11 protein-coding genes and 1 pseudogene are annotated in these 24,268 nt (G+C 42.4%); 11 read left to right on the top strand and 1 reads right to left on the bottom strand.

Annotation, left to right across the window (positions count from 1 at the left end; translation table 11 throughout):
* Positions 1-17 precede the first annotated feature (17 nt).
* Positions 18-572 carry an NUDIX hydrolase gene (locus ACFFRD_RS27980; protein ID WP_392478856.1) on the bottom strand — a complete coding sequence of 185 codons (555 nt, stop codon included), beginning with the start codon at positions 570-572 and terminating at the stop codon, positions 18-20.
* A gap of 109 nt (positions 573-681) precedes the next feature.
* Between ACFFRD_RS27980 and ACFFRD_RS27975 the strand changes: the two genes are divergently transcribed.
* The 11 genes and pseudogenes from ACFFRD_RS27975 to ACFFRD_RS27925 all read left to right on the top strand — a co-directional run.
* On the top strand, positions 682-1,734 hold the full coding sequence (locus ACFFRD_RS27975) for a dipeptide epimerase (protein ID WP_392478854.1): 1,053 nt from the start codon (positions 682-684) through the stop codon (positions 1,732-1,734).
* Entirely contained in the window at positions 1,718-2,764 is a 1,047-nt protein-coding gene (locus ACFFRD_RS27970) for a DUF1611 domain-containing protein (protein ID WP_392478852.1), read from the top strand. Before ACFFRD_RS27975 ends, ACFFRD_RS27970 begins: the two co-directional genes overlap by 17 nt.
* A 507-nt stretch (positions 2,765-3,271) precedes the next feature.
* Positions 3,272-3,442 (top strand): photosystem II assembly protein Psb34, encoded by a 171-nt coding sequence (gene psb34 / locus ACFFRD_RS27965; protein ID WP_392478850.1) that lies wholly within the window; start codon positions 3,272-3,274, stop codon positions 3,440-3,442.
* Positions 3,443-3,621: 179 nt separating this feature from the next.
* The gene (locus tag ACFFRD_RS27960) at positions 3,622-4,368 is read left to right on the top strand and encodes a Uma2 family endonuclease (RefSeq protein ID WP_392478848.1); all 747 of its coding nucleotides are present in this window, start codon (positions 3,622-3,624) and stop codon (positions 4,366-4,368) included.
* A gap of 182 nt (positions 4,369-4,550) precedes the next feature.
* The gene (locus ACFFRD_RS27955; RefSeq protein ID WP_392478845.1) at positions 4,551-6,185 is read left to right on the top strand and encodes a M48 family metalloprotease; all 1,635 of its coding nucleotides are present in this window, start codon (positions 4,551-4,553) and stop codon (positions 6,183-6,185) included.
* Between the two features lie 80 nt (positions 6,186-6,265).
* On the top strand, positions 6,266-7,042 hold the full coding sequence (locus ACFFRD_RS27950; RefSeq protein WP_392478843.1) for a COP23 domain-containing protein: 777 nt from the start codon (positions 6,266-6,268) through the stop codon (positions 7,040-7,042).
* Positions 7,043-8,486: 1,444 nt separating this feature from the next.
* On the top strand, positions 8,487-13,943 hold the full coding sequence (locus ACFFRD_RS27945) for a phytase (protein WP_392478841.1): 5,457 nt from the start codon (positions 8,487-8,489) through the stop codon (positions 13,941-13,943).
* A gap of 495 nt (positions 13,944-14,438) precedes the next feature.
* Positions 14,439-19,217, top strand: coding sequence for an esterase-like activity of phytase family protein (locus ACFFRD_RS27940; protein WP_392478839.1), 4,779 nt, complete (start codon positions 14,439-14,441; stop codon positions 19,215-19,217).
* Between the two features lie 532 nt (positions 19,218-19,749).
* Positions 19,750-21,525, top strand: coding sequence for an alkaline phosphatase family protein (locus tag ACFFRD_RS27935; RefSeq protein WP_392478838.1), 1,776 nt, complete (start codon positions 19,750-19,752; stop codon positions 21,523-21,525).
* A gap of 106 nt (positions 21,526-21,631) precedes the next feature.
* Positions 21,632-22,843 carry a transposase gene (locus tag ACFFRD_RS27930; RefSeq protein WP_392475919.1) on the top strand — a complete coding sequence of 404 codons (1,212 nt, stop codon included), beginning with the start codon at positions 21,632-21,634 and terminating at the stop codon, positions 22,841-22,843.
* A 174-nt stretch (positions 22,844-23,017) separates the two neighbouring features.
* A pseudogene (locus ACFFRD_RS27925) lies at positions 23,018-23,788 on the top strand (calcium-binding protein); the annotation flags it as partial.
* Between the last annotated feature and the right edge of the window lie 480 nt (positions 23,789-24,268).

Below are 24,268 nucleotides of genomic sequence, written 5' to 3'. Positions count from 1 at the left end.
CAAAAAAGCTATATTGATTATTGAGAAGTGATAAACTTTAAACCTAAGAAGAGAGCCGCAACAGTTCCTGCCACAGAGATTTCACCTTGGGCAATTTTATCGAAAACTGATTCTACAGGAATCAATACAACTTCAATCTCTTCTGTAATATCTAGTTGTTGCTCTCCAACTTTGCTCACATTCTCTGCTAAAAATAAATGTATTTGATTGGTATCTTTACTCGGCTTATCGTATAAAGTTCCGATTTTTCTAAATTCTTGGGCAATATAACCAGTCTCTTCTGTAAATTCTCTAATTGCTGCTACTTCTGCACTCTCTGTTGTAGGATCGAAATTTCCTGCTGGTAATTCTAAGAAAAATTCACCTATGGCGTGTCTATATTGGCGGACAAAAATAATTTCTCTATTAGGAGTGATAGGTAAAACCATCGCGACATCAGGCTTAACACTGACAAAATAATCATCTATAATTTTGCCACTGGGTAATTCTATTTCATCTTGCCTGACTTGACACCAGGGGTTATCTAAAACCATTTTTGATTTTAAAGTCTTCCACTTTTTTAAGTTGCTCATAAATTTAGTAACTAAGCAATGAAATGTAAAAAAGTATAACAGATACATCCGATAATCTAAACTTTGAACTTACACTTACTTTTGCAATAACATAATATGCAGAATTATTATGCAAATAAATGTAAATTTATTTACTGTAAATAAAAGATTTCCGTTGACCATTAGTCGGGGTACAACAGCACAGACAACGAATGTATGGGTGAGGATTTCATCAGATGGTATCGAAGGCTGGGGGGAAGCGTCGCCGTTTGGTGTAGGTAATCATCGGCAATCAACTGATGTAATCAAAAATGCTCTAGAGCAAGTTGTGCCACTGTTGCAAACATTCAGCCCCTTACAACGTCAGCAAATTGAGCAAATTTTAATACAAAACCATCTTCCTTCTGCTGCTAGAGCAGCCTTGGATATGGCAATGCACGACTGGTTAGGTAAGCGTGTAGGTTTACCTTTGTGGCAAATTTGGGGACTCGATCGCAATCAAATCGTACCAACTTCAGTCACAATTGGGATCAATTCGCCTGAAGGTGCGATCGCAAGAGCGCGAGACTGGTTACAATTTACCGATGTCCGCCTTTTCAAGGTGAAGTTAGGCAGTCCAGATGGCATAGATGCAGATAAAAAAATGCTCTTGGCAGTGCGAGAAGAAGCACCGGAACCAGAGTTTTTCGTTGATGCCAACGGGGGTTGGAGTTTAGAAGATGCGATCGCAATGTGCAATTGGCTAGCTGAATTGGGTATAAAGTATGTAGAACAGCCATTGCCACGGGGTCAGGAAAAAAGTTTAGCAAAACTCAAAGAACACTCTCCCCTACCCATCTTTGTTGATGAAAGTTGCTTCACAAGTTCTGATATTCCCGATTTGGCAAATTACGTGGATGGTATTAATATCAAACTGATGAAATCAGGGGGACTAACAGAAGCGATGCGAATGGTACATACAGCGCGAGCATATCGGTTGCAAGTAATGTTCGGTTGCTATTCTGATAGTTCCCTAGCTAATACAGCAGCATTACAGCTAGCGCCACTAGCTGATTATTTAGATTTAGACAGTCACCTCAACTTAATCGATGATCCTTTTACAGGTGCATTGCTAAAAGAAGGTAGAGTTTTGCTAAACGATTTACCAGGTTTGGGGGTAAAACACAGTGCGTCTACCACTTAATCAACGAGTAGCCATCTTACTTCATGATGGAACTACTGGCGCTCACGGCAAAACCGGACTCGCAATTTTACGTTACAGCGAAGCACCAATTGTAGCCGTCATCGATCGCGAATGCGCTGGCAAATCTCTGACAGAATTAACAGGTATCAAGCGTAATGTTCCGATTGTGGCATCGGTAGCCGCAGCCTTAGAGTACAAGCCAGAAGTTTTGGTAATAGGCATTGCTCCAAGTGGTGGTGCTATCCCAGATGATTATTGGCTAGAAATCAAAGATGCTCTAGAAGCTGGGATGTCCTTGGTGAACGGTTTGCATACACCAATGGCAAATATACCCGACTTAAATGCACTGCTCAAACCAGGGCAACTAATTTGGGATGTCCGCAAAGAGCCGCCTAATATAGGTGTTGCTAGTGGAATAGCCCGCACGCTTCCGTGTCGGCGGGTATTGACAGTGGGAACCGATATGGCGATCGGTAAAATGTCAACTAGCCTACAGTTACATTGGGCATCAAAACTGCGGGGCTGGCGTTCTAAATTTCTCGCCACAGGTCAAACTGGGGTGATGTTAGAAGGGGATGGTGTGCCTTTAGATGCCGTGCGGGTAGATTTTGCTGCTGGTGCTGTGGAACAAGTAGTGATGCGCTACGGCAAAAACTATGACATCTTGCACATTGAAGGGCAAGGTTCACTGCTACACCCTGGTTCAACAGCAACCCTACCCCTGATTCGTGGTTCCCAACCAACTCAACTGGTGTTAGTCCATCGGGCGGGACAAGTTCATGTCCGCAATCATCCCCATGTAATAATTCCACCTTTACTAGAGGTAATTCGTCTTTATGAAACCGTTGCTAGTGCAGGTGGCGCTTTTGCAAGTGTCCCTGTAGTGGGTATAGCACTTAACACAGCACATTTAGATGAATCTGCGGCTCAGGAAAGCATCGCTCAAATAACAGCAGAAACCGGGCTACCTTGCACCGATGTAGTCCGCTTTGATGCCAATGTGCTTTTGGATGCAGTGATGAAGAATTAGATGGTTAGAGAGACGCGATAAATCGCCGTCTTTACAATAGACATCTGGTGAAAATGAACAGACGTTGCAATGCAACGTCTCTAAAAGGGTTTCAGGTAACGCATAATTAATTTCTGGAGATGTCTAATAAGTAAGTCCTTTGTAGAGACGGCGATTTATCGCGTCTCTTGCCTTAACCGAACCGTATTGTCTCTACTCTTTCAGGACTTACGCCAAAAATAGCCCAAACCGTTATTTTCCGGTAGGGGTAATTCATGAATTGCCCCTACCGCGTGTAGTTTTGCGTAAGTTCTATTTTTATACAATTTTGGATTTTAGATTTTGCAATTTAAAAAATTGTGTAATATATGGCATTTTCGGCGGCTGGGGTAGCTTTGCCTCAGTCCCCTATGCCTGATAAGTAACTTTTATTAAAATAATCAGCCCTTTTTTGTCAAGTCCTCTTGACGTTTCGTAACAATCCTGTTAAATTTAGTTACATAAGTAAACAAAAAAAGAGAAAAAAATATGTACACCACTGTAAATGAAGACGGCATTCTCAATAACTACGCAGCTGAACCCAAGGTTTACTACGCCGAGTACCCAGCAATTTGGGAACAACGTAAATACGTTTTACAAGGTCTTTTTGCTACTTTAATCGTTACAACTTTAGTTTTAATTGGTTTTACCGTTAGCTAAGATTTTCAATTTCGGTATCGCTGTATCTCATCGTCATTCGTACCTCTCTCTCTCACCCCGGTTAGTTTCGCCGGGGTTTTTTGTGTTTTACTGCTGTGCAATCGCATCCCAAACTACGACGTTGTAGAATAAGTGCGATCGCTCATAAAATAAAGACAAATCAATAAAAAGGGGTGTTTATGACAACCCAACTTGGTGAAGCTAAATCTTCAACAGAACTGATAATATCTTGGGAAGCGTTGCCCGCAGATTTTCAGTTAGAGGATGAACCAGTGGAAAATACAGGTCAGCCACTATTAGCTGGTGCTTTGCGCGAAAGCCTTGAGATAAGCGGTTTCATCCAACCGCAGATGTTGATAGCCTCGAATTTTGGACTTTGTGCAACAATAAACGGGCAATTTGTTGCTAAAGCACCCGACTGGCTTTATGTACCATCGGTAAATCAAGTTTTAGAAGAACGCAAAAGCTATACACCCAATTTAGATGGGGATATTCCGGCAATTGTGATGGAATTTCTATCTGACGCTGAGGGTGGAGAATACTCTTTTAAGCGAACCTATCCACCAGGAAAATGGTTTTTTTATGAGCAGATTCTTCAAGTTCCAATTTACGTAATTTTTGACCCAAATGGCGGTTTGTTAGAATTTTACCAACTCGAAAACAGCCGCTACGAGTTAAAGCAACCTGATGAAAATGGTCGTCATTGGATTGATTCAATGGGTTTATTTCTGGGAACTTGGCAAGGAACAAAGGAAGCTAGAACTGGTTACTGGTTGCGTTGGTGGGATGAAGCTGGTAATTTGTTGCTTTGGGCGGTGGAACAAATTGAACAGGAACGCCAGCGTACCGAACAAGAACGCCAACAAAAAGAACGGCTAATTGCCTATTTACAATCTCAAGGTATTGATCCAAATAATCTGCCTTAGTATATATAAGCAAAATTTTCAAGTATTTGAGTGACTCAGTTTAAGCAAATAAGTGCTGCGCCGCATCACCGAACAGTTCGCGCTTGGGCATACTGCCTCACAAAAAATACATCACTATATGCGTATTTTGCTAATTCCTCATAAAATTTAAAAAAGAGCCTTTTGCATACGTGGGCCCAAGCATGAAACGAATCTGGAAGTCTTTACTGCCAGCTTGGAAGTGGGTATTACTTTCAGCTGCTACATCAATTTTGATAATCCTAACGCAGGCAACTTCACCCCTTCTGGCACAAGAACCTCCTGCCTCTACCACTATTGAAACGACAAAGCCCAATTCAGAAACAACTAAAGTCCAAAAGTTACGGGAAGTGCTACAACGTTCATCAACGCCAGAAGCACCAAAACCTTCCCCTGAAGTTTCCGAACCGAAAAAGCCAGAGTCGCCACAGGAACCTCCACTCACTCCTGAAGAACTCAGCCGTCAGCTAAAATTTATAGAAGCGGATAAACTTTATCTGGCGGGACAAATCCCAGAGGCGGAAAAAATTTACCGCGAAGTTAAGCAGCCTTTTGGTAAAACATCAGATAATCAACAGCGTAAAGCTGCCATACTCGACCCCACGCAACTATCCCCAGGAGGTAAAGTCTACTGGCGAGAATCAGAGGCGGGGATAGCACAAAAGTTGCAAACAAAAACTTTAGTACCTCTGCAACTGTTAGTTGAGCAATATCCTGAATTTATCCCTGGCCATATCCGATATGCTGAAGCGTTGAAACAATACGATCGCAGCAAAGAAGCATTAGATATATTAGAACGGGCTTCTTCGCTGTATCCAGATCAAGCAGAATTAGTTAAAGCTAGAATTACAGCCCTAGCTGCTGAGAAAAAATGGATGGAAGCGTCTTTAGCGGCGCGTCAATTTGCTATTCTCAACCCGAAAAATCCCCAAGCGCCTGAGTTTACAAAACTAGCAGAAGAAAATCTGAACCGTTACAAATCTTATACACAAGGAGAAATTAGAGGCAATGTCCTCGGTAATATTATTACAGGTGCTTTAGGTTATGCCGTCACTGGCAGTCTACTTGGGCCGTTTTCTGCCCTTGACTCTACCATCATGCTGCTACAAGGTGAACGAGCCATAGGTGAGTCGGTGGCAAAGCAGGCAAAAAAACAGCTGGGTGTAATTATAGACGAAGATATTTTGGCATACGTCAATGAAATTGGACAGAAATTGGCGAAGGTAGGAGGACGGGACGAGTTTAAATACGAATTCTTTGTGATTCCAGAGGAAAGCCTGAACGCCTTTGCATTACCTGGGGGTAAAATTTTTATTAATGCAGGTGCGATCGCTAAAGCTAATTCCGAAGCAGAATTAGCTGGGTTAATGGGTCATGAATTATCCCATGTACTTTTATCCCACACTTTTCAATTAGTCAGCGAAGGCAACCTGATCTCTAACGTTACCCAATATCTACCTCTAGGCGGCACTATCGGTCAACTCTTTGCACTCAGTTACAGCCGCGACATGGAACGTCAGGCAGATAATCTCGGCACACGCCTAATTGTTGCCACTGGCTACGCTGCTGATGGCTTGCGTAACTTAATGGTGACGCTAGAAAAACAGCAAAAAAATGCTCCTCCTAGTTGGTTATCTTCGCACCCAGGCGGCAATGAGCGAGTTAGTTATTTAGAAAACCTCATTACCCGTAATAGCTACAACCGTTATGCTTATGAAGGAGTGGAGCGTCATCTAGAAATTAAAGCACGGGTGAAAAAGCTACTCGAAGAGAAAAAAGCAAGAGAAGAAAAAAAATAGCATTTTTAATGAATCAAAATAGAGAATTATTCGTCACTTAAACTATCAATTCCCTACTTATTTCTACTGGAGGATGATTTATGTCATCACAACTACTGCGATTGATATCTTTGGGTAGTATTGGCTTATCTTTGTGTCTGGGCAATTCAGCAGCAATGGCGCAATATGACTCTACTGGCGACGGTGTAGTAGTACCAACAGTTCCATCAGGTGGCTCATCAGTCCCAATAGACACATCAACAGGTATACCCCCTTCACCCTCATCTGACGGTACAACTCGGTTTACCTGCCAGACTTACAACGGTCAGTCCACCGTTATGTATCAGCCACAAAGTCAACCAGGACAATTCTTTCCTTGGGCTGCACCTGCGGCTTTGGGCGGTGGTTGGGATGCACAAAGACGTTGTGCAACAATTGCTAGTCGCTTAGAACTTTATCGTCCAGATGGTTTACAAGAACTTCAGACATCTGTAGAAAATAACGAAAATATTGTCTGTGTCACAACAGAAGCTAACCCAACCTGTAGAATTGTGCTGACAGTACCCCGTGGGAAAGATCCTGTTGTAATCCGCAATAGCATTTTTCAGAACTTGACTACTGCTGACAACGGACAGCAGACTATAGCCGTTAACACTTATGGCGATCGCAGTAGTGGAGGGAATGAATTATATAATTTAGGACGTACACTTCTAGGGAGTGGCAATAATCGGATTAGTTCATCTAGAAGTGGCATTAATCTAAAACCTTTCCTCGATCGCAAAGATGGCGGTACTGGAAACAATTTGCGGAATGGAGTAGCACTTCGTCGTCAGTCTCAGCCTAACTCTGTTCGCTTAAAACCTGGTAATTTCCGCTAATGTTTGAATTACTCAACATATCAGAACAATTTCGCCAAAACTAAAAGATATCGTTTTTTCTGTCGCGGTAATCTTAAAATACAGATTTAGATTAAGGTGGGTAAACAGCCCACCTTATTTTATATCGGGTGAAATATCTATCATTAAGAGGATGTTTGAAAAGTCTTATTATTGGTATAAAAATTTTAAATCCTCTAAGTTATCCGATAAATTCAAGGGTGGTTAAGGTGAATTTAAAAGTACCTCAAGTCAAATCTTCAAACAACTTGAAACTTAATTAAAGAAAGACATATACAGGATCAGATGTAGGAACGAAACCCAACATCATCAAGCCTTTTTTGGGTTTCGCTGTTGCTCAATTCAACCTAATTAAGTGAGCGTAAATAATTATCGTTGGGATAAGGCAATAGGCAATCTTGCTACAGTCAATAGGTATAAGGGTTTTATACCAATTTTTTATGAAGCTGCATAGAATTCGATCCCCCCTAGCCCCCAGGGCTGATTCATTCCATTTCAAACAGGATTTGTCAAGATGGTTAGCGAGAAAATTCTAAGTAAGCGTGACAAAGAGATGAACATTTAAGCACTGAAATATCAGTCAAATAGTTGATTTAATCGACACGCTAGTAACAAAATAACTAATTTTTAATCGCTAGAACCCTTGATTTTTAAAGCTCTTTAGGGAATGAATCAGCCCTGCCCTAGCCCCAGGGCTGTTTCATTCCATTTCAAACAGGATTTGTCAAGATGGTTAGCGAGAAAATTGTAAGTGAGGGTGACGAGAAGATGAACTTTTAAGCACTTGAACAACAGTAAAATTGTTCATTTTCTTGGCACGCTGGTAACAAAATAATCAATTTTAAATCGCTAGAACCCTTGATATTTAGCGCTCTTTAGGGAATGAAACAGCCCTGCTTTTTAAGGGGGATTTAGGGGGATCAAGATATGTGCAACTTCACATTAAATTGGTATTAGCCCAGTTCTTTTTTATTTACATAGTTTGATTTTATTGTGCCCATTTACTTCCTATTTTTTGAACTGAACCTTGTTAGGATATATGACTGAGAATAATTGCTGTGGAAAAAACATCTCTAACCCTACAATTATTTTATCTTAACCTTTTGCTATCTGTTTCTTAATCTGAACAGTATACTTTGAGATTGCCCAATTTAAAAGTCATACAAAAAATTATGTATTTGTCTTCTAACAATCTCTAATACAGTGATTTGGAAGGCACATCTTATATTGTCCATATTGAAATTGCGAACTCTCTAAACTGCAAAGACGCACTTCGCAGTTAACGGTATTTTACTGGCAATATAAATGACATCTACACTCAAGAATTTCCATATTTTTGCAGCGATGCGATTGAGCAACTTGGTTCTGTGGTTGCCGCAGATAAACACTAATCTTCGCAAAACTTGAATCTACCCAGCACTAAATTATGGTACTCAATAATACAATCCGCTTTTCCCAATTCAATGCTTCTCTAAACCGTAGCACTCAAGGTCAATTAGCGACCGATTTGTCAACCCCCAATAATGCTCAGGCAAAAGCTGTTGCAGAAATTATCCAGCGTAACAACCCAGATGTGCTGCTAATTAATGAGTTTGACTACTCCCAAGAGGCAGTTAAACTATTCCAGCAAAATTATTTAGCCATAAGTCAAAACGGTGCGACTCCCGTTGACTATCCCTACTTCTATATTGCTTCCTCCAACACAGGTATTGCCTCTGGCTTTGACTTGAACAACAATGGTGCAGTAGTTACAACCCCAGGCACATCAGGATATGGCGATGATGCCTTCGGATTTGGTAATTTCCCTGGCCAATATGGTATGTTGCTGCTGTCCAAATATCCCATCGACACCGCCAATATCCGCACCTTCCAAAACTTCCTCTGGAAGGATATGCCCAATGCTTTCCTTCCCGACGATCCCACAACACCACAGGCAAATGATTGGTATTCTCAGGAGGAACTAGCAGTTCTACGCCTCTCTTCCAAAAGTCATTGGGATGTACCCATCCAAGTAAACGGCGAGACAATTCATGTCCTCGCTAGCCACCCCACACCCCCAACCTTTGATGGGACGGAAGACCGCAACGGTAAGCGCAACCACGACGAGATCCGTTTTTGGGCAGACTATATTACTCCTGGTAAAAGTAATTATATCTACGATGATGAGGGAAAAACGGGCGGGATTGCTTCTGGTTCAAGCTTTGTGATTGTGGGCGATCAAAATGCAGATCCGTTAGATGGTGATAGTTTTGACAATGCTATTCGCCAACTGTTGCAAAATCCCAATATCAATACTAATGTCATCCCTACCAGTCTTGGTGGTGTCCAACAAGCAGACTTACAAGGTGGTGCAAACGCTAGCCAAAAAGGTAATCCTAGCTTTGACACCGCAGACTTTGCTGATACGGCTCCCGGAAACCTGCGTACTGATTACGTGCTACCCTCTGCTGACCTGACAATTACCAATTCAAGAGTATTTTGGCCTCTAAATACTGACCCAACATTCTCCCCAGTTGGTACTTTTCCATTCCCCAGTTCTGACCATCGCTTGGTGTTCGCAGATGTGCAAACTGGGGCGACTCAAGCAGGTAAAACTATTCCCAGTGTGGGATTTGAAAGGCAAACTACCTTCGTTACTGGCTTTATTCCTGATAGTGTGGCGGGAACTGTCAACGGCATACCAATTCCAGTAGGCGGATTATCTGGTGTCACCTACGATACTATTAACAACCGCTACTATGCCATCTCAGACGATCGCTCTCAAGTTGCCTCTGCCCGTTTTTATACCTTCACTACTGCCGATTCCGAGGTGACTTTTACTAACGTCACACCACTGAAAGATAGCAATAGTAATTTCTTTGCAATCAACAGCCTCGACCCAGAAGGTATTGCTTTAACTAACAATGGGACTGTTTTCATCTCTTCGGAAGGCGAAGTAAATCCTACTGTTGGTCGTGTTACTAATCCCTTTATTAAAGAGTTTTCCCTTGCAACAGGGCAAGAAGTGCGATCGCTACTTATCCCGACAAAATTTCTACCAGTAGTTCAGGACACTAACAACAATGGTATTGTCGATGCCGGAGATACGCAGACATCAGGCGTATACAATAACTTAGCCTTTGAAAGCCTCACCATCACACCCGACCAGAAAACCTTATTCACCGCCACCGAAAACGCACTATCCCAAGATGGATTAAAAGCTTCACTCACCAGTGGTAGCCCATCCCGGATTCTGCAATACAATCTATTTACTGGACAACCAGAAAAAGAATACCTCTACATTACCGATGCCATTCCCGAAGCACCAAACCCAAGCACAGGCTCTGCTGACAATGGTTTGGCAGATTTGCTAGCAATAGATAATCGTGGTACTTTCCTGGCGTTGGAACGCTCCTTTGCCCAAGGTGTGGGCAATACCATCAAAATATACGAAGTTTCTTTGCAAGGTGCAACTGACATCAGTTTCTACGATTCTCTCAATAGTTTGAGCGCTGAACAACTAGTAGCTATTAAACCCGCTCAAAAGCGTCTGCTGTTGAATTTAACCGATCTGAATTTACCTACTGATGCCAATCACCCGATTACAGGAGTGGATAATATAGAAGGTCTTGCCTTCGGTCCCAAACTAGCAGATGGTCGTCAATCCATTGTGCTAGTGAGTGACAACAACTTTAGCAGTACTCAATATACCCAAATCCTCACCTTGGGTGCAGACTTGGTTCCAACTGCTGCACCTACAGTAGAAACTCGTCCCGATTTATTGGACGATGAAGATCCAGCATTACCTGCTGTAGATCAGAATGCCGATGCTGATGACCCTGCCATTTATGTTAATGCCACAAACTCTGCCCATAGTTTAGTACTAACCTCAGTTAAAAATGCCGGACTGCGGGTTTATGACTTGTCTGGTAATTTGTTGCAAACAGTTAATCCCGGTGGTATTCGCTACAATAACATTGACCTGCAATACGGTTTCAAATTAGGCAATCAATCGATTGATATTGCCGTAGCTAGCGATCGCAACAATGATAAACTAGCAATCTTCAAAATTAACCCCAACCCCAGTAACCCTGGTCAATATCTGGAAAATATCACCGATAGCAATATTGTTACTATCTTCCAAGCATCACCTTTTGAACCTCCTTATTCTGCATCAACTCGCAGTTCTTACGGACTTACCTTATACCGTAGCCCCGTAACTAATGATTACTATGTCTTTACCAGTCGTCGCCAAACTGGAGACATAGCTCAGTTCAAATTGATTGACAAAGGTAATGGCACAATTGGGGCTGAACTAGTGCGGGAATTCACCGTGCCAACAATTGAGGGTCGCGATCCCCAAACCGAGGGTATGGTGGTAGACCAGGAAACTGGCTTCCTTTACATCGGACAGGAAAATGTAGGTATCTGGAAGTTTCAAGCAGAACCAAACACTGGCACAACTGGCAAGCTAGTTGATCAAGTCAGAGATTTAGGTGGTACTCATCTCACAGATGATGTAGAAGGACTGACCATTTATTACGGCAAAAATGGCAAAGGCTACTTATTAGCATCTAGCCAAGGTGACAATACCTTTGTTGCCTACACGCGTGAAGGTAACAACGAATATGTGGGTAATTTTGCCGTTGGTAACAATGGGTCGATTGACAGTGTACAAGAGTCAGATGGTGCAGATGTAATTAACGTACCACTGGGGCCTAACTTCCCATTTGGTTTATTTGTGACTCAAGATGGCTCTAATGAACCTGCCAAAATAGTTAGCGATGAAGGTGAAGAGGAAAATGTCAGTTCTAACTTTAAGCTGGTGCGTTGGGAAAATATAGCCAATGCCTTCCCCAATTCTTTAAATATCGACACCACTAGTTACGATCCCCGCAATCCTGTTGCCCAACCCAAGCTAACTATTTATGAATTTGCAAACCTACCGAAGTTAGACACGACTTCTAAAGGTCAAGATATTTTGTTAGGTGGTTTTTCTGGGCTGTATTTCCAAGGGTTTGCAGCAAATGGCAACCTAAAATTTGTCACCAACACAGATCGGGGCCCCAATGGAGAACCTGATGGTGTCAAAAGACCATTTTTATTACCCGATTTCCAGCCAGAAATAGTTAGCTTTGAACTCAACCGCACCACAGGCGAAATCACCATTACCAACAGAACAAAGCTATTTCGCCAAGATGGGACAACGCCATTAACGGGATTGCCTAACTTGCAAGCTATAGGAAACGGTTTAGCCTATACAGATGAAATTGCTGTTGACTTAGACAATAATGTTTTAGCTAACGATCCTTTAGGTGCTGACTTAGAAGGAATTGTAATTGCAGAAAATGGAGATTACTGGATGGTAGATGAATACCGTCCGGCAATTTACCACTTTGATGTTAATGGTAAGCTGATTGACCGCTTTATTCCTCAAGGAACTGCCACTGCACCCAACCCAGATCAACCAGTTGGAACTTTTGGCACTGAGGTTTTACCAGCAGTTTATGCCCAACGCCGCAATAACCGAGGATTTGAAGCTGTCGCCCTAGAAGGTAATAAATTATATGCCTTTATTCAGAGTCCAATTGATAATCCAGATGTCGCCAATGATGCGACTTCCAAAGCTTATCTCAACCTGCGAATTCTAGAGTTTGATATTGTCACCAAGCAGGTAACAGGAGAGTATTTATATCGCCTAGAAGGTCTACCAGCAACCGATAAGCTTGGCGATGCAGTTTCCTTGGGTAACGGCAAATTTGCAGTAGTTGAGCGAGATGATAATGGTACGTCTGCTGGCAATAAATTAATTTACCAAATTGATTTAGCTGGGGCGACCAACATTAATAACCCTGCTAACTTTACTTTGCCAGTTGGTAAAACTATTGAGCAACTTACCTCTACGGAGTTAGCTACTGCCAATATTACCCCTGTCACCAAGAGCCTAATCGCTAATGCTGCTCAGTTGGGTTACACCGGGGTGGAAAAATTAGAAGGTCTAGCATTAGTATCACCTAACACCCTAGCCTTGATTAACGACAACGACTTCAATATTACAGGTAATACGCCTGCTGAAAAACTCGGCATTCTCGAATTACCCAATAATCTGACAGTTATAGAACCTACTTTCCCCAATGGTTTTGGCTCTAGCAACAGCGATACTGTCAATCTTGAGCCAGGACAATTCTTTAGTGCAGGTGATGGAGCAGACTTTGTAGAAGGTACTCAAGATAACACAATCGAAGCTGGAAATGGTGATGACACTGTGCTTGCAGGCAGTGACTCTTCAGTTTCCGGGAATAATGGTAGCGATCGCATATTTATTGGTCAAAATGGCCCAGTTCAAAATACCAGTGCTGATGGTGGCAGTGGTGATGATGTTATTACCGTAGTAGAAGCCAGTGGTAGTAATAATTTGTTTGGAGCAGCAGGTGATGATACTCTCACAGTAATTGAAGGTTCTCGTCAATCATTATTCGGTGGCTCAGGTAACGACACCCTAACAAGTAACGGTAGCAATAACCGTCTCTACGGTGGTTCTGGAGATGACAAACTCTTTTCTAATGCCAGTGATTCGCTATTTGGTGGCGATCGCGATGATGTACTATTTGCTGGTCAAGGGGGTGGTAATCGCCTCAGTGGTGGTACTGGTGCTGACCAATTCTGGATTGCTAACGCCAGTTTGCCAACTAGCAAGAACATTGTGACTGATTTTACAGTTGGCATTGATAAAATTGGGCTTGGCGGTATTGGTGTTACTCAGTTTAGTGCCCTGACACTATTACAACAGGGTAGTGACACCTTAGTGAAAACCGGAAATACAGAGTTGGCTTCATTGTTGGGAATTACATCAAATATTCTCACAGCAAATGACTTCGTTTTCTCTGCCAGTATTGTGGCTTAAATTGTTCACCTAGCGTGATTGTTACAGCTTCATTACACAACTAAAGTGAATGAAGCTGTACTCAATTATTATTGCAAAAGCATCTAAATATAAGGGTTATAAAGAAATTATTATCTGACGAAAGTGACAAACGATGAATCATGTCAGTGTATAAAAAATAATTTTTCACATCATTAAAAATATGCAGAAAGTTGTTGTTGCATATTAGGTACAAGATTGCAATACAAGATTTCTTAACCAGCCCACAATTTTTTCACAACTTTTACTATGTATGTTAATTAATATGCAATTGCATTGTTAATTTTGATACTTAAATGCTCTGGTGATATGTCAATTGTAGTGGTAGTTGACATTTAATAGTTCAGACTCAACAAGCTGACAAGTTAATTACATATTTGCAGCCTAAAACTATTAGTTTTTCCTCACCATATTACTTTTTTGATTCCACTAGAGCCAAGACCATCTCAACAATTAAACACAGGGAGATTCTCTTTCATGGCTAAGAACGTCATCATTATGATTGGGGATGGTATGGGCTGGGAAATGGCTCGTGCTGCGTCCATCTACAAAGAGATTCAAAATGGTAAGACAGGTGCTAATCTGAGTGATTTTTATACACAGGGTAAGGGTCAAGGACTCAACTTTCAAACACTCCAAGGCTACGGTTTAGCAACTACCTACGGGACAACGATCGCTGGTAGTAATGGAGTTTTTAGCACTAGTAATTCAGCTCTTGACGATACCAATCCCATTACCGGAGAGAGCCAGCTTCGTCCTGGTTTCACCTTTGATCCAACTTTTAACCCAGGTAATACCCCAGTCGGTGGTGCAAAAGTCAGTGATGGTGCTGTTGGGAACCTAGTAGGTTATGACCCTATCAGAGGTGGCGCTAACCCTTGGACTCCGGGTAATGACCCTGAATATATTAAGTACAGCTATCCTGACTCGGCAAACACCGCTACAACCCTGTACACTGGGGTCAAGAGCTACAACAGCGCTATTGGCGTTGATATTTTTGAGAATCCTCTAGAAACAATTCTCAAAACGGCGAACCAAGTTGGTAAATCTACTGGTTTGGTGACTTCAGTTCCTATTGACCATGCAACACCTGGTGCTGCTGCTGCCAACGTTAACCGTCGCAATAAGTATGATGGTGACTATCCGGCATTAGACAACATTCTGCAACAGGAACTCCGTGTCTATCAACCGACGGTATTACTTGGTGGCGGACACCCGCTCTCTGCTCCTGGAGACCTACTACCATCGGAGGTTGAGCCGAATACAAGCAATGAATACATTAGCCAATCTACCTACACAGAACTTAGTACTAAACCAACAAACAACCTCTACGATTACACTTTTTTGGAGCGCGGTGAGAATGCTGCCCAGAAACTAGCTGAAACTGCGGCGACAATCGATCCAGAAAAAGGCGATCGCCTCTTCGGTCTGTACGGTGCGCGTGGTCAAAATGGTAACTTGCCTGTAAGTTCTGCCAACGGCGACTACAGCACTACTGGTTTAGATATGTTCAGCGTTTTCGCTAACCAAGGTGATAACGCCAAAGTGGACACCACGCGCCCACTGTTACCTGGAGAGACGGATGCATCTTTCATTGCCAAAGAGGTTAACGAAAATCCAACCCTCAATGACTTGACAAATGCTGCATTAGATGTTTTAGGTAAAGACCCCGATGGTTTCTGGTTAATGGTTGAAGGTGGCGATATCGATTGGTCTGCCCATGATAACAACATAGACAACTTGATCGGCACTACCTTGGACTTTGATAAGGCAGTTGGATCAACAATTGACTGGATCAATAACAATGGTGGTTGGGATGAAAACCTACTAATCGTTACAGCTGACCACGATCACTATCTGACTCTCGACGGTGATTTTCCAACTTTAGTACAAAATCAAGGTGCCGAAGCATTAACCAATTTGGATACTCCAGCAGAAGTTGGACACTACTGGGGGTCAGATCCTACTGTCAAGTATGGTTGGGGAACTCACACCAACCGTCCCGTACCTGTTTACTACCAAGGTGCTGGTTCTGAAGTTCTAAATAGCTTGGTGGGTAAAGGTTATAACGCCTACGGTTCTGATATTCCGGGAATTGCGGGTTTAAATGATCAAACCCACATCTACCAAACGATGTTTGCTTCAATAAAGCCAAAAGTTGAGTTAGTAGGTTTTGCTTCTTTACCTGCTGATACCTATAGTGATGGGCCGGCTTCTGGTGCAGAAATTTCAGCCAATGGCAGAACCGGGCCTTTCCCTGGACAGCCAATTCAGGGTTTTAGCGGTGTTCAATTTGCTAACAGCAACTCTTTGTACTTCCTGTCAGATAATGGCTACGGTAGCAAAGATAATAGCGAAGACTTTCTGTTACGAATCAATCGTGTAGACCCGAATTTTAAGGGAACAGAAAATGGCGATGGCACTGTTAAAGTTTTAGACTACATTCAACTGTCTGACCCTAACAACAAGGTTCCTTTCCAAATTGTGAATGAAGGAACTACTGGAAGATTACTGACTGGTGCAGACTTTGATGTAGAATCGTTCGTCTTTGATAAAGACGGCACAATCTGGGTTGGAGATGAGTTTGGCCCTTACCTGCTACATTTTGATGCCAGTGGTAAGTTGTTGGAAGCTCCCATTGCTACACCCGACCAATTCAAAACTCTAGATGGAGAAGCACCTAAAGTTATTGGTCACAGAGGCGCTAGTGGCGATCTTCCAGAACATACCTTAGAGGCATACAGACGAGCAATTGAAGATGGTGCTGACTTTATTGAGCCAGACTTAGTAGTTACAAAAGATGGCGTGTTAATTGCTCGCCATGAACCTGCTTTGGCAATTTTGAACGCTGATGGTACTGTCAATCTGAGCAATACAACCACAGACGTTTACGATATTACCAAGTATCCACAGTTCGCCGATCGCAAGAAAACAGTCAGTCTAGATGGAACAGAAATCACAGGTTGGTTTGCTGAAGACTTTACTTTAGAAGAAATCAAGACTTTAAGAGCTATACAGCGTGTGCCTTTCCGCGACCAATCCTTCAATGGTCAATTTGAAATTCCCACCCTCGCCGAAATCATCGACTTGGTTAAGGAAGTAGAAGCCGAGACGGGTAAAAAGATTGGCATCTATCCCGAAACTAAGCATCCCACCTATTCTGCCGAAGAAGCTACTTATGTAGGCACTACGGAGAAAATTAACCGAAACATCAGTGAAATCCTCATCGATACACTCAAGGCTGAGAACTTCACCGATCCCAGTCGGATTTTCATCCAATCCTTTGAAGTCGGTAATCTCAAGGATCTCCACGATCGCATTATGCCTAATGCAGGTGTAGATATTCCTCTGGTTCAACTTCTAGATGCAGCTGGAATTGAGCTTAATGGTACGCTCATAGAAACTCAGCCTTATGATTTTGAAGTCAGTGACGACCTTCGGACTTATGGTGATTTACGGACTCCAGAAGGTTTGGCTGAAATCGCTACCTATGCTGATGGCATTGGCCCTTGGAAGCGAATGATTGTTAGTGTCAAAGGTACTGATGCTAATAACGATGGTTTGGCAGATGATGTCAACAACGACGGCACAGTCAATGATGCTGACAGAACGCTGGTATCTCCCACTAGCTTAGTTCAAGATGCTCATAATGCAGGTTTACAGGTTCATCCCTATACCTTCCGCGATGAAGACCTGTATTTAGCAGCAGATTACAAAGGCAATCCAGAACTAGAATTTCAGCAGTTCTTTCAATTAGGCGTAGATGCACTATTTACAGACTTCCCAGAGACAGGGGATAAAGTCCGAGATTTCTTGAGTGATCCTCAGAATAACTTAGTGCGATCGCCACAAAACCCCGATGTGCTTTCAGGAGATGCCTTTGCTAACTTGGGTGGTTCAAAAGGTTTTGAAGGTGGAGCAATTAACGCCAGCAAAACCAAGCTCTATATGCTGCTAGAGGGTACAGTTCAAGGCGATACTCCTGGTGCGTTGCGGATTAACGAATTTGACCTTGCTAGCCACAAGTACACTGATAAAAAGCTGTACTACAGATTGGATAATCCAGCAAATGCGATCGGGGATTTAGCAGTCATTAACGATAATGAGTATCTAGTCATTGAGCGGGATGGTGGTCAAGGAGCCTCAGCTAAATTCAAGCGGATCTACAAAATAGACTTGTCTAAAGCAGATTCCAATGGTTATGTAGCCAAGGAAGAAGTTGCAGACTTGTTAAACATCCAAGACCCCAACGACCTGAATGGAGATGGCAAAACCACCTTCGACTTCCCATTTGTAACCATTGAAAATGTTTTAGTTGTTGACAAAAACACCATTTTGGTTGCCAATGACAACAATTATCCCTTCTCTACAGGTCGTCCTGGAAATGATCCTCAAAATCCAGTCATAGACAACAATGAAATTCTACTGTTGAAGTTGGAGAAGCCCCTTAACCTTGCTCCTGGTTTAGGTCAACCTCAAGCTGAAGAAATTAACTTTGGCTCTACTACCAGCGATGATATTACAGTTGAGCCAAATCAAACCTTATTAACAGGTGACGGAGCAGACTTTGTAGAAGGTACTAAAGGGAACACAATCCAGACTGGAAACGGTGAAGACACGGTACTAGCCGGCAGCGACTCCTCGGTGTCCACAGGAGACGGTAACGATCAAGTCTTGATTGGCGTAAATGGCCCTGCTAACAATACTAATGCTGATGGTGGTGCTGGTGATGATGAAATTACCGTAGTGGAAGCCAATGGTAGTAATAATTTGTTTGGGGCATCAGGTGCTGATACTCTCACAGTAGTTGAAGGTTCGCGTCAATCATCCTTCGGTGGTTCAGGTAACGATACCCTCACTAGCAACGGTAGCAATAACCGTCTCTACGGTGGTTCTGGAGATGACAAACTCTTCTCCAGTATCAATGATTCCCTATCTGGTGGCGATGGTGATGATGTGCTATTTGCTGGTCAACAGGGCGGTAATCGCTTAACTGGTGGTACTGGTGCTGACCAATTCTGGATTGCTAACGCCAGTCTGCCAACTAGCAAGAACATTGTGACTGATTTTGCGATCGGCATTGATAAAATCGGGCTGGGCGGTATTGGTGTTACTCAATTTAGTGCTTTAACACTATTACAACAGGGTAGCGATACTTTGGTGAAAGCCGGAAATACAGAGTTGGCTTCATTAGTTGGAATTACATCAACTAGCCTCACAGCAAATGATTTCGTTTTTTCTGCTAGTGTCATTTAGCTCAAAAATGATTAAGTAAGTTGAGGTGAAAAAAACTAAGTATGTTACGAAACGCAAACTGCTTTAAAACCCTTACTAATGACCAATGACAAAGGACAAATGACAGCCTTAGCCAGTTAGCTTTAATTTCGCCGATTTACTTACAGCTTAGGTTCAATGTTCAAAATGAATTAAGCTGTAGCGCTTTTGCTAACTCTAAAGAGTGATATTGCATCATATTTTGATTTGCTCTCTATCTAAAGGATTAGATCCCCGACTTCTTGAAGAGTTGGGGATTTTTTTGTCCAAAATCTTAACTTGTTTATAATTTTCCTTAAACATTGAACAACTATCTTTTGAGACAGTAACCAAAGTTAAGTTCATTTAATTGTCTGCACCATTTTGTGTGGACACTAAGCATTTTTGTCGCCAAATACTATTTAGGTTTCTGTAGCCAAGAATTTTTTGCTTGGGTTGAGCGTAATTAATTGCTCATACAGATACACAATTGCTGCGATGAATCGTAGCTCACAATACTTAAGGAATAGTAAGCATGGCTGATACAAATGGCAACGGTAGAAATGTCATTATTTTTGTTGCGGATGGATTGCGTAACGGTTCTGTAAACCCTATTGATACCCCAACTTTATATAGTGTCCGTCAGCAGGGAGTTAGTTTCGCCAATAGCCATTCATTATTTCCCACATTTACCACCCCGAATGCTTCTGCGATCGCAACTGGGCATTATCTTGGCGATACAGGTGACTTTAGCAACACTATTTACACTGGTTTTCCTAGTCCTAATGCTAATGGTACTGTCACACCATTCATTGAAAATGATGCAGTTCTGGGGGATATCGATGAAAAGTTTCCCGGTAACAACTTTTTAGATGAAGAGTCACTCTTAGCTTACGCGCGATCGCAGGGTTTCAACACAGCAGCAGTCGGTAAATTAGGCCCAGTTGCCATCCAAGATGTCACCCAAGTTAACCGAGAAGGTGGTACTACAGGTACTATTCCTACTCCCGATACAATTATTATTGATGACACTACAAATGGTGCAACCCCGCCGCCTACAGCCGCCGGTTCACCTTCTGGTGTTCCACTCGATCCAGATATTGTCGCTCGTTTACAAGCGGCTGGTCTAGATGTAAAACCGACACCGCGAGTCCAGCCAGCTGGTAATAATACAACTCCTGGCACTCTGAATGCCAATGTGGCTCAACAACAATATTTTGCAGATGCCACTACCAAAGTAATTTTACCCAAGTTTCAGGAAGATGGTAAACCATTTGCATTGGTTTACTGGTCAAGAGATCCTGATGGTACTCAACATAATCAGGGTGATAGCTTAAACACCTTGACACCAGGTATTAATGGTTCTACTTCCAAAGCTGGGGTCAAAAATGCTGATGATAATTTAAAGCAGCTTCTTGACTATCTTAAAAGCACTGGCTTAGACAAGACTACTGATGTCTTTATTACTGCTGACCACGGTTTTTCTACCATCAGCAAACAAGCTATTGATAGCCAAGGCACAAAAACTACAAGTTATGCTGCCACCCAAACTTATGCGGGTGTAAATCTGGGATTTCTACCAGCAGGTTTTGTTGCAATTGATTTGGCTCACGATCTAGGTTTACCCTTATACGATCCTAACCCTACAACCCTTCCCCCAGACCTCAACCAGATCCAGTATGCAACTGTTGATGCTACAAAAGGCCAACGTCCTATTTCTGGGAATGGTGTAATTGGTGGTACAGGTAAGGTAATTAATGGCCAACTTGACCCAGGTACAAAGATAGTTGTAGCTGCCAATGGTGGATCTGACCTGATTTATCTGCCCAATGGCAATGCTGACTTAGCCAAACAGGTAGTAAATTTGCTTTCGCAAAAAGATTACATCAGTGGGATTTTTGTAGACGATGCTTATGGAGACATCCCAGGTGCTTTACCACTAAGTGCGATCAGGCTAAAAGGTGATGCTAAAACACCAGTTCCATCTATAGTTATCAACTTCAAAACCTTTAGCACCGATCCAAGCAACCCAAACAACCCTCAAGCTCAGGTCGAAATTGCTGATACAACTTTGCAGCAAGGACAGGGAATGCATGGCAGCTTTGGTCGAGGTGATACCTTCAATAACATGGAGGCTATTGGCCCTGATTTTAAACAAGGCTATGTGGACTATGCACCCGTTAGTAATGCTGATGTAACACCTACACTTGCTCGTATTTTAGGGTTAGATATTCCCAGTAATGGCGATTTGAAAGGTCGTGCCATTACAGAAGCGTTGGTGGGAGGCCCAGATGTAGTCTTTCAAAGGTAGGTATTTAAGAAAGGGGCAAATTAACAGGTAAAATACAGAACTGATGTCAGTCCGCAAAAATATACAAGGCAGATGCGGAGCAGAATTAAAGGCTGTAGGAGGGTAAATGCAGATAGGAAAAAGTGAGGAATTAAGACAATGGACTAGAAAAGTCATAGAAAAAATGCCGAATCTCACAAAGCCGCAAGCAGTAGTACTGGCAATGTGGAGTTTTGGGATAGTGATGACTCAATCAAGTGGACTAACAACAGTTTCAGTATTTTTAGCAGAGTTGCTGGGTAAAAAAGAGAATACTGTGCGCCAGCAACTGCGAGAATGGTATCGAGATGCTGAGGATAAAACGAAGACAGGACGGACTTCATTAGATATTACAACTTGTTTTAGTCCACTACTGTGCTGGATTTTAAGCCTTTGGCCGCAGAACGAAAAGCGTTTGGCTCTGGCAGCAGATGCCTCGACTTTGAGCGATCGCTTTACTGTACTAGCAATTAGTATTGTTTACCGAGGTTGCGGAATTCCTATTGCTTGGAAAATAGTAGAAGCAACTAAACCAGGGAGTTGGAAACTGCACTGGCAAAAACTGTTGAGCCAGATCAGCCAAAGCATCCCAGCAGATTGGTTTGTAATTGTTACCACTGACCGAGGACTTTACGCTCCTTGGCTGTATGAAAAAATTCAATCCAATGGTTGGCATCCGTTTATGCGGATTAATCAAATTGGACAGTTTCAAGTTTTGGGGCAGGATGCTTGGCAGCCTTTAAATACTCTAGTGCCACAAGTGGGTCAGTCATTCAAAGGCTTAATAACTTGTTTTAAAACTAATTCAATCAAATGTACCTTATTAGCTCGCTATGACGATGGCTATGCCGAACCTTGGTTAATTCTCACTGATTTACAGCCGGAGGTTGCGGATGCTTGCTGGTATTCTATGCGCTCTTGGATTGAGTGTCTGTTTAAAGATGGTAAACGAGGTGGTTTTGATTGGCATCAAACCAAAATCACTGACCCTAAACGTGCCGAAAGACATTGGTTAGCCATAGCGATCGCTATTTTATGGCAAGTAAGTGTTGGTGGTTGTGTTGATGCAAATCTCCCTATTAGTAGTTTAGATGAATTACCCCAAACTCATATTGCACGACGCAATTTTAAAAATAGTCTCCCTCACCGTTGGCTTAGTTGCTTCCGCCGTGGATTTTTAGTGATTAAGGCCGCTGTTCTTAATCGTCTTCCATTACCAATCGGTGGTTTTTTCCCTGAGCCTTGGCCAAGCTTTACTCCACAACTTAATGTTTCTCAAATCACTCTCTCTACTGCCTGATTTTTAAATACCTACCCTTGAAAGCCAGATGTAGTTCCCTCCACTAAAGAAGTCTTGACTTCGGAAGAAACTGCTAATGGCCAAGCAACAATTCTGGATTTTCAGAGTGTAGGCAATACTCAGTACTTTACAGCCGCAGGGTTTGATGGTCGCACTGTTGGACTAACAACACTAGACCTTCAATTTGGTTCTACTAATAGTGATGATGTCACCCTCAAGCCAAATCAAACCTTATTTGCTGGTGACGGCGCAGACTTTGTAGAAGGTACTAAAGGTAACACAATCGTGACTGGTAACGGTGAAGATACGGTGCTAGTCGGCAGTGGCTCTTCAGTGTCCACAGGAGATGGTAACGATCAAGTCTTGATTGGTGTAAATGGCCCTGCTAACAACACTAGTGCTGATGGTGCTGCTGGTGATGACGATATTACCGTAGTGGAAGCCAATGGTAGTAATAATCTGTTTGGAGGCGCAGGTGCTGATACTCTCACAGTAGTTGAAGGTTCGCGTCAACTGTCCTTCGGTGGCTCAGGTAACGATACCCTCAAGAGTAACGGTAGCAATAACCGTCTATATGGTGGTTCTGGAGATGACAAACTCTTCTCCAGTGTGAATGATTCGCTGTTTGGTGGTGATGGCGATGATGTGCTATTTGCCGGTCAAGGAGGTGGCAATCGCCTCAGTGGTGGTGCTGGTATTGACCAATTCTGGATTGCTAACGCTAGTCTGCCAATTAGCAAGAACATCGTGACTGATTTTGCGATCGGCATTGATAAAATCGGGCTGGGCGGTATTGGTGTTACTCAATTTAGTGCTTTAACACTATTACAACAGGGTAGCGATACTTTGGTGAAAGCCGGAAATACAGAGTTGGCTTCATTAGTTGGAATTACATCAACTAGCCTCACAGCAAATGATTTCGTTTTTTCTGCTAGTGTCATTTAACCTAAAGATGATTACGATTACAGCTTTAAATTCAACAATTAAGCTGTAGTAAGTTGGCTATTGCGGGGGAGTGATACTCCCTCGCCTTTGATATCCTGTTTTATCCTGTGATTCTTAAAGCTGTTCTAGTTATGCCCGCCCTAATCATCCAAGTTAAATGTAGAACAGCTTAATATTTTACAATATACATGATACAAATACTTAGAGAGGGACGTACATCTATACGCCCCTACAACCGACTAATACATTGCAAAGATTTATGCCAATTGTATAAGTCCTAACTGTTTTATACTATAAAATCTTGAAAGTATTAAGTATTAATAAGTAGAATTAGGGCACAAAAAATTTTGATGGTCATAGCCTGGAGTTCAACCTACCTCCAAAGGGATTCCATTGCTTGCTTATCGGCTGTTAAAATCGCTGTCTTGCTTGTCCATCAAGGCATTGATTCTTCTTATCCTCATCAAATAAGCTAACGTA

The organism is Nostoc sp. C110, from assembly GCF_043099725.1.
Lineage (GTDB): Bacteria > Cyanobacteriota > Cyanobacteriia > Cyanobacteriales > Nostocaceae > Nostoc > Nostoc muscorum_A.
This window is presented reverse-complemented; position numbering and strand designations above follow the sequence as displayed.

Coding starts and splice junctions, on each gene's coding strand:
- ACFFRD_RS27955 (WP_392478845.1), top strand. CDS start 4,551: ATGAAACGAATCTGGAAGTCTTTACTGCCAGCTTGGAAGTGGGTATTA.
- ACFFRD_RS27980 (WP_392478856.1), bottom strand. CDS start 572: ATGAGCAACTTAAAAAAGTGGAAGACTTTAAAATCAAAAATGGTTTTA.
- ACFFRD_RS27960 (WP_392478848.1), top strand. CDS start 3,622: ATGACAACCCAACTTGGTGAAGCTAAATCTTCAACAGAACTGATAATA.
- ACFFRD_RS27940 (WP_392478839.1), top strand. CDS start 14,439: ATGGCTAAGAACGTCATCATTATGATTGGGGATGGTATGGGCTGGGAA.
- ACFFRD_RS27945 (WP_392478841.1), top strand. CDS start 8,487: ATGGTACTCAATAATACAATCCGCTTTTCCCAATTCAATGCTTCTCTA.
- ACFFRD_RS27975 (WP_392478854.1), top strand. CDS start 682: ATGCAAATAAATGTAAATTTATTTACTGTAAATAAAAGATTTCCGTTG.
- ACFFRD_RS27950 (WP_392478843.1), top strand. CDS start 6,266: ATGTCATCACAACTACTGCGATTGATATCTTTGGGTAGTATTGGCTTA.
- ACFFRD_RS27930 (WP_392475919.1), top strand. CDS start 21,632: ATGCAGATAGGAAAAAGTGAGGAATTAAGACAATGGACTAGAAAAGTC.
- ACFFRD_RS27935 (WP_392478838.1), top strand. CDS start 19,750: ATGGCTGATACAAATGGCAACGGTAGAAATGTCATTATTTTTGTTGCG.
- psb34 (WP_392478850.1), top strand. CDS start 3,272: ATGTACACCACTGTAAATGAAGACGGCATTCTCAATAACTACGCAGCT.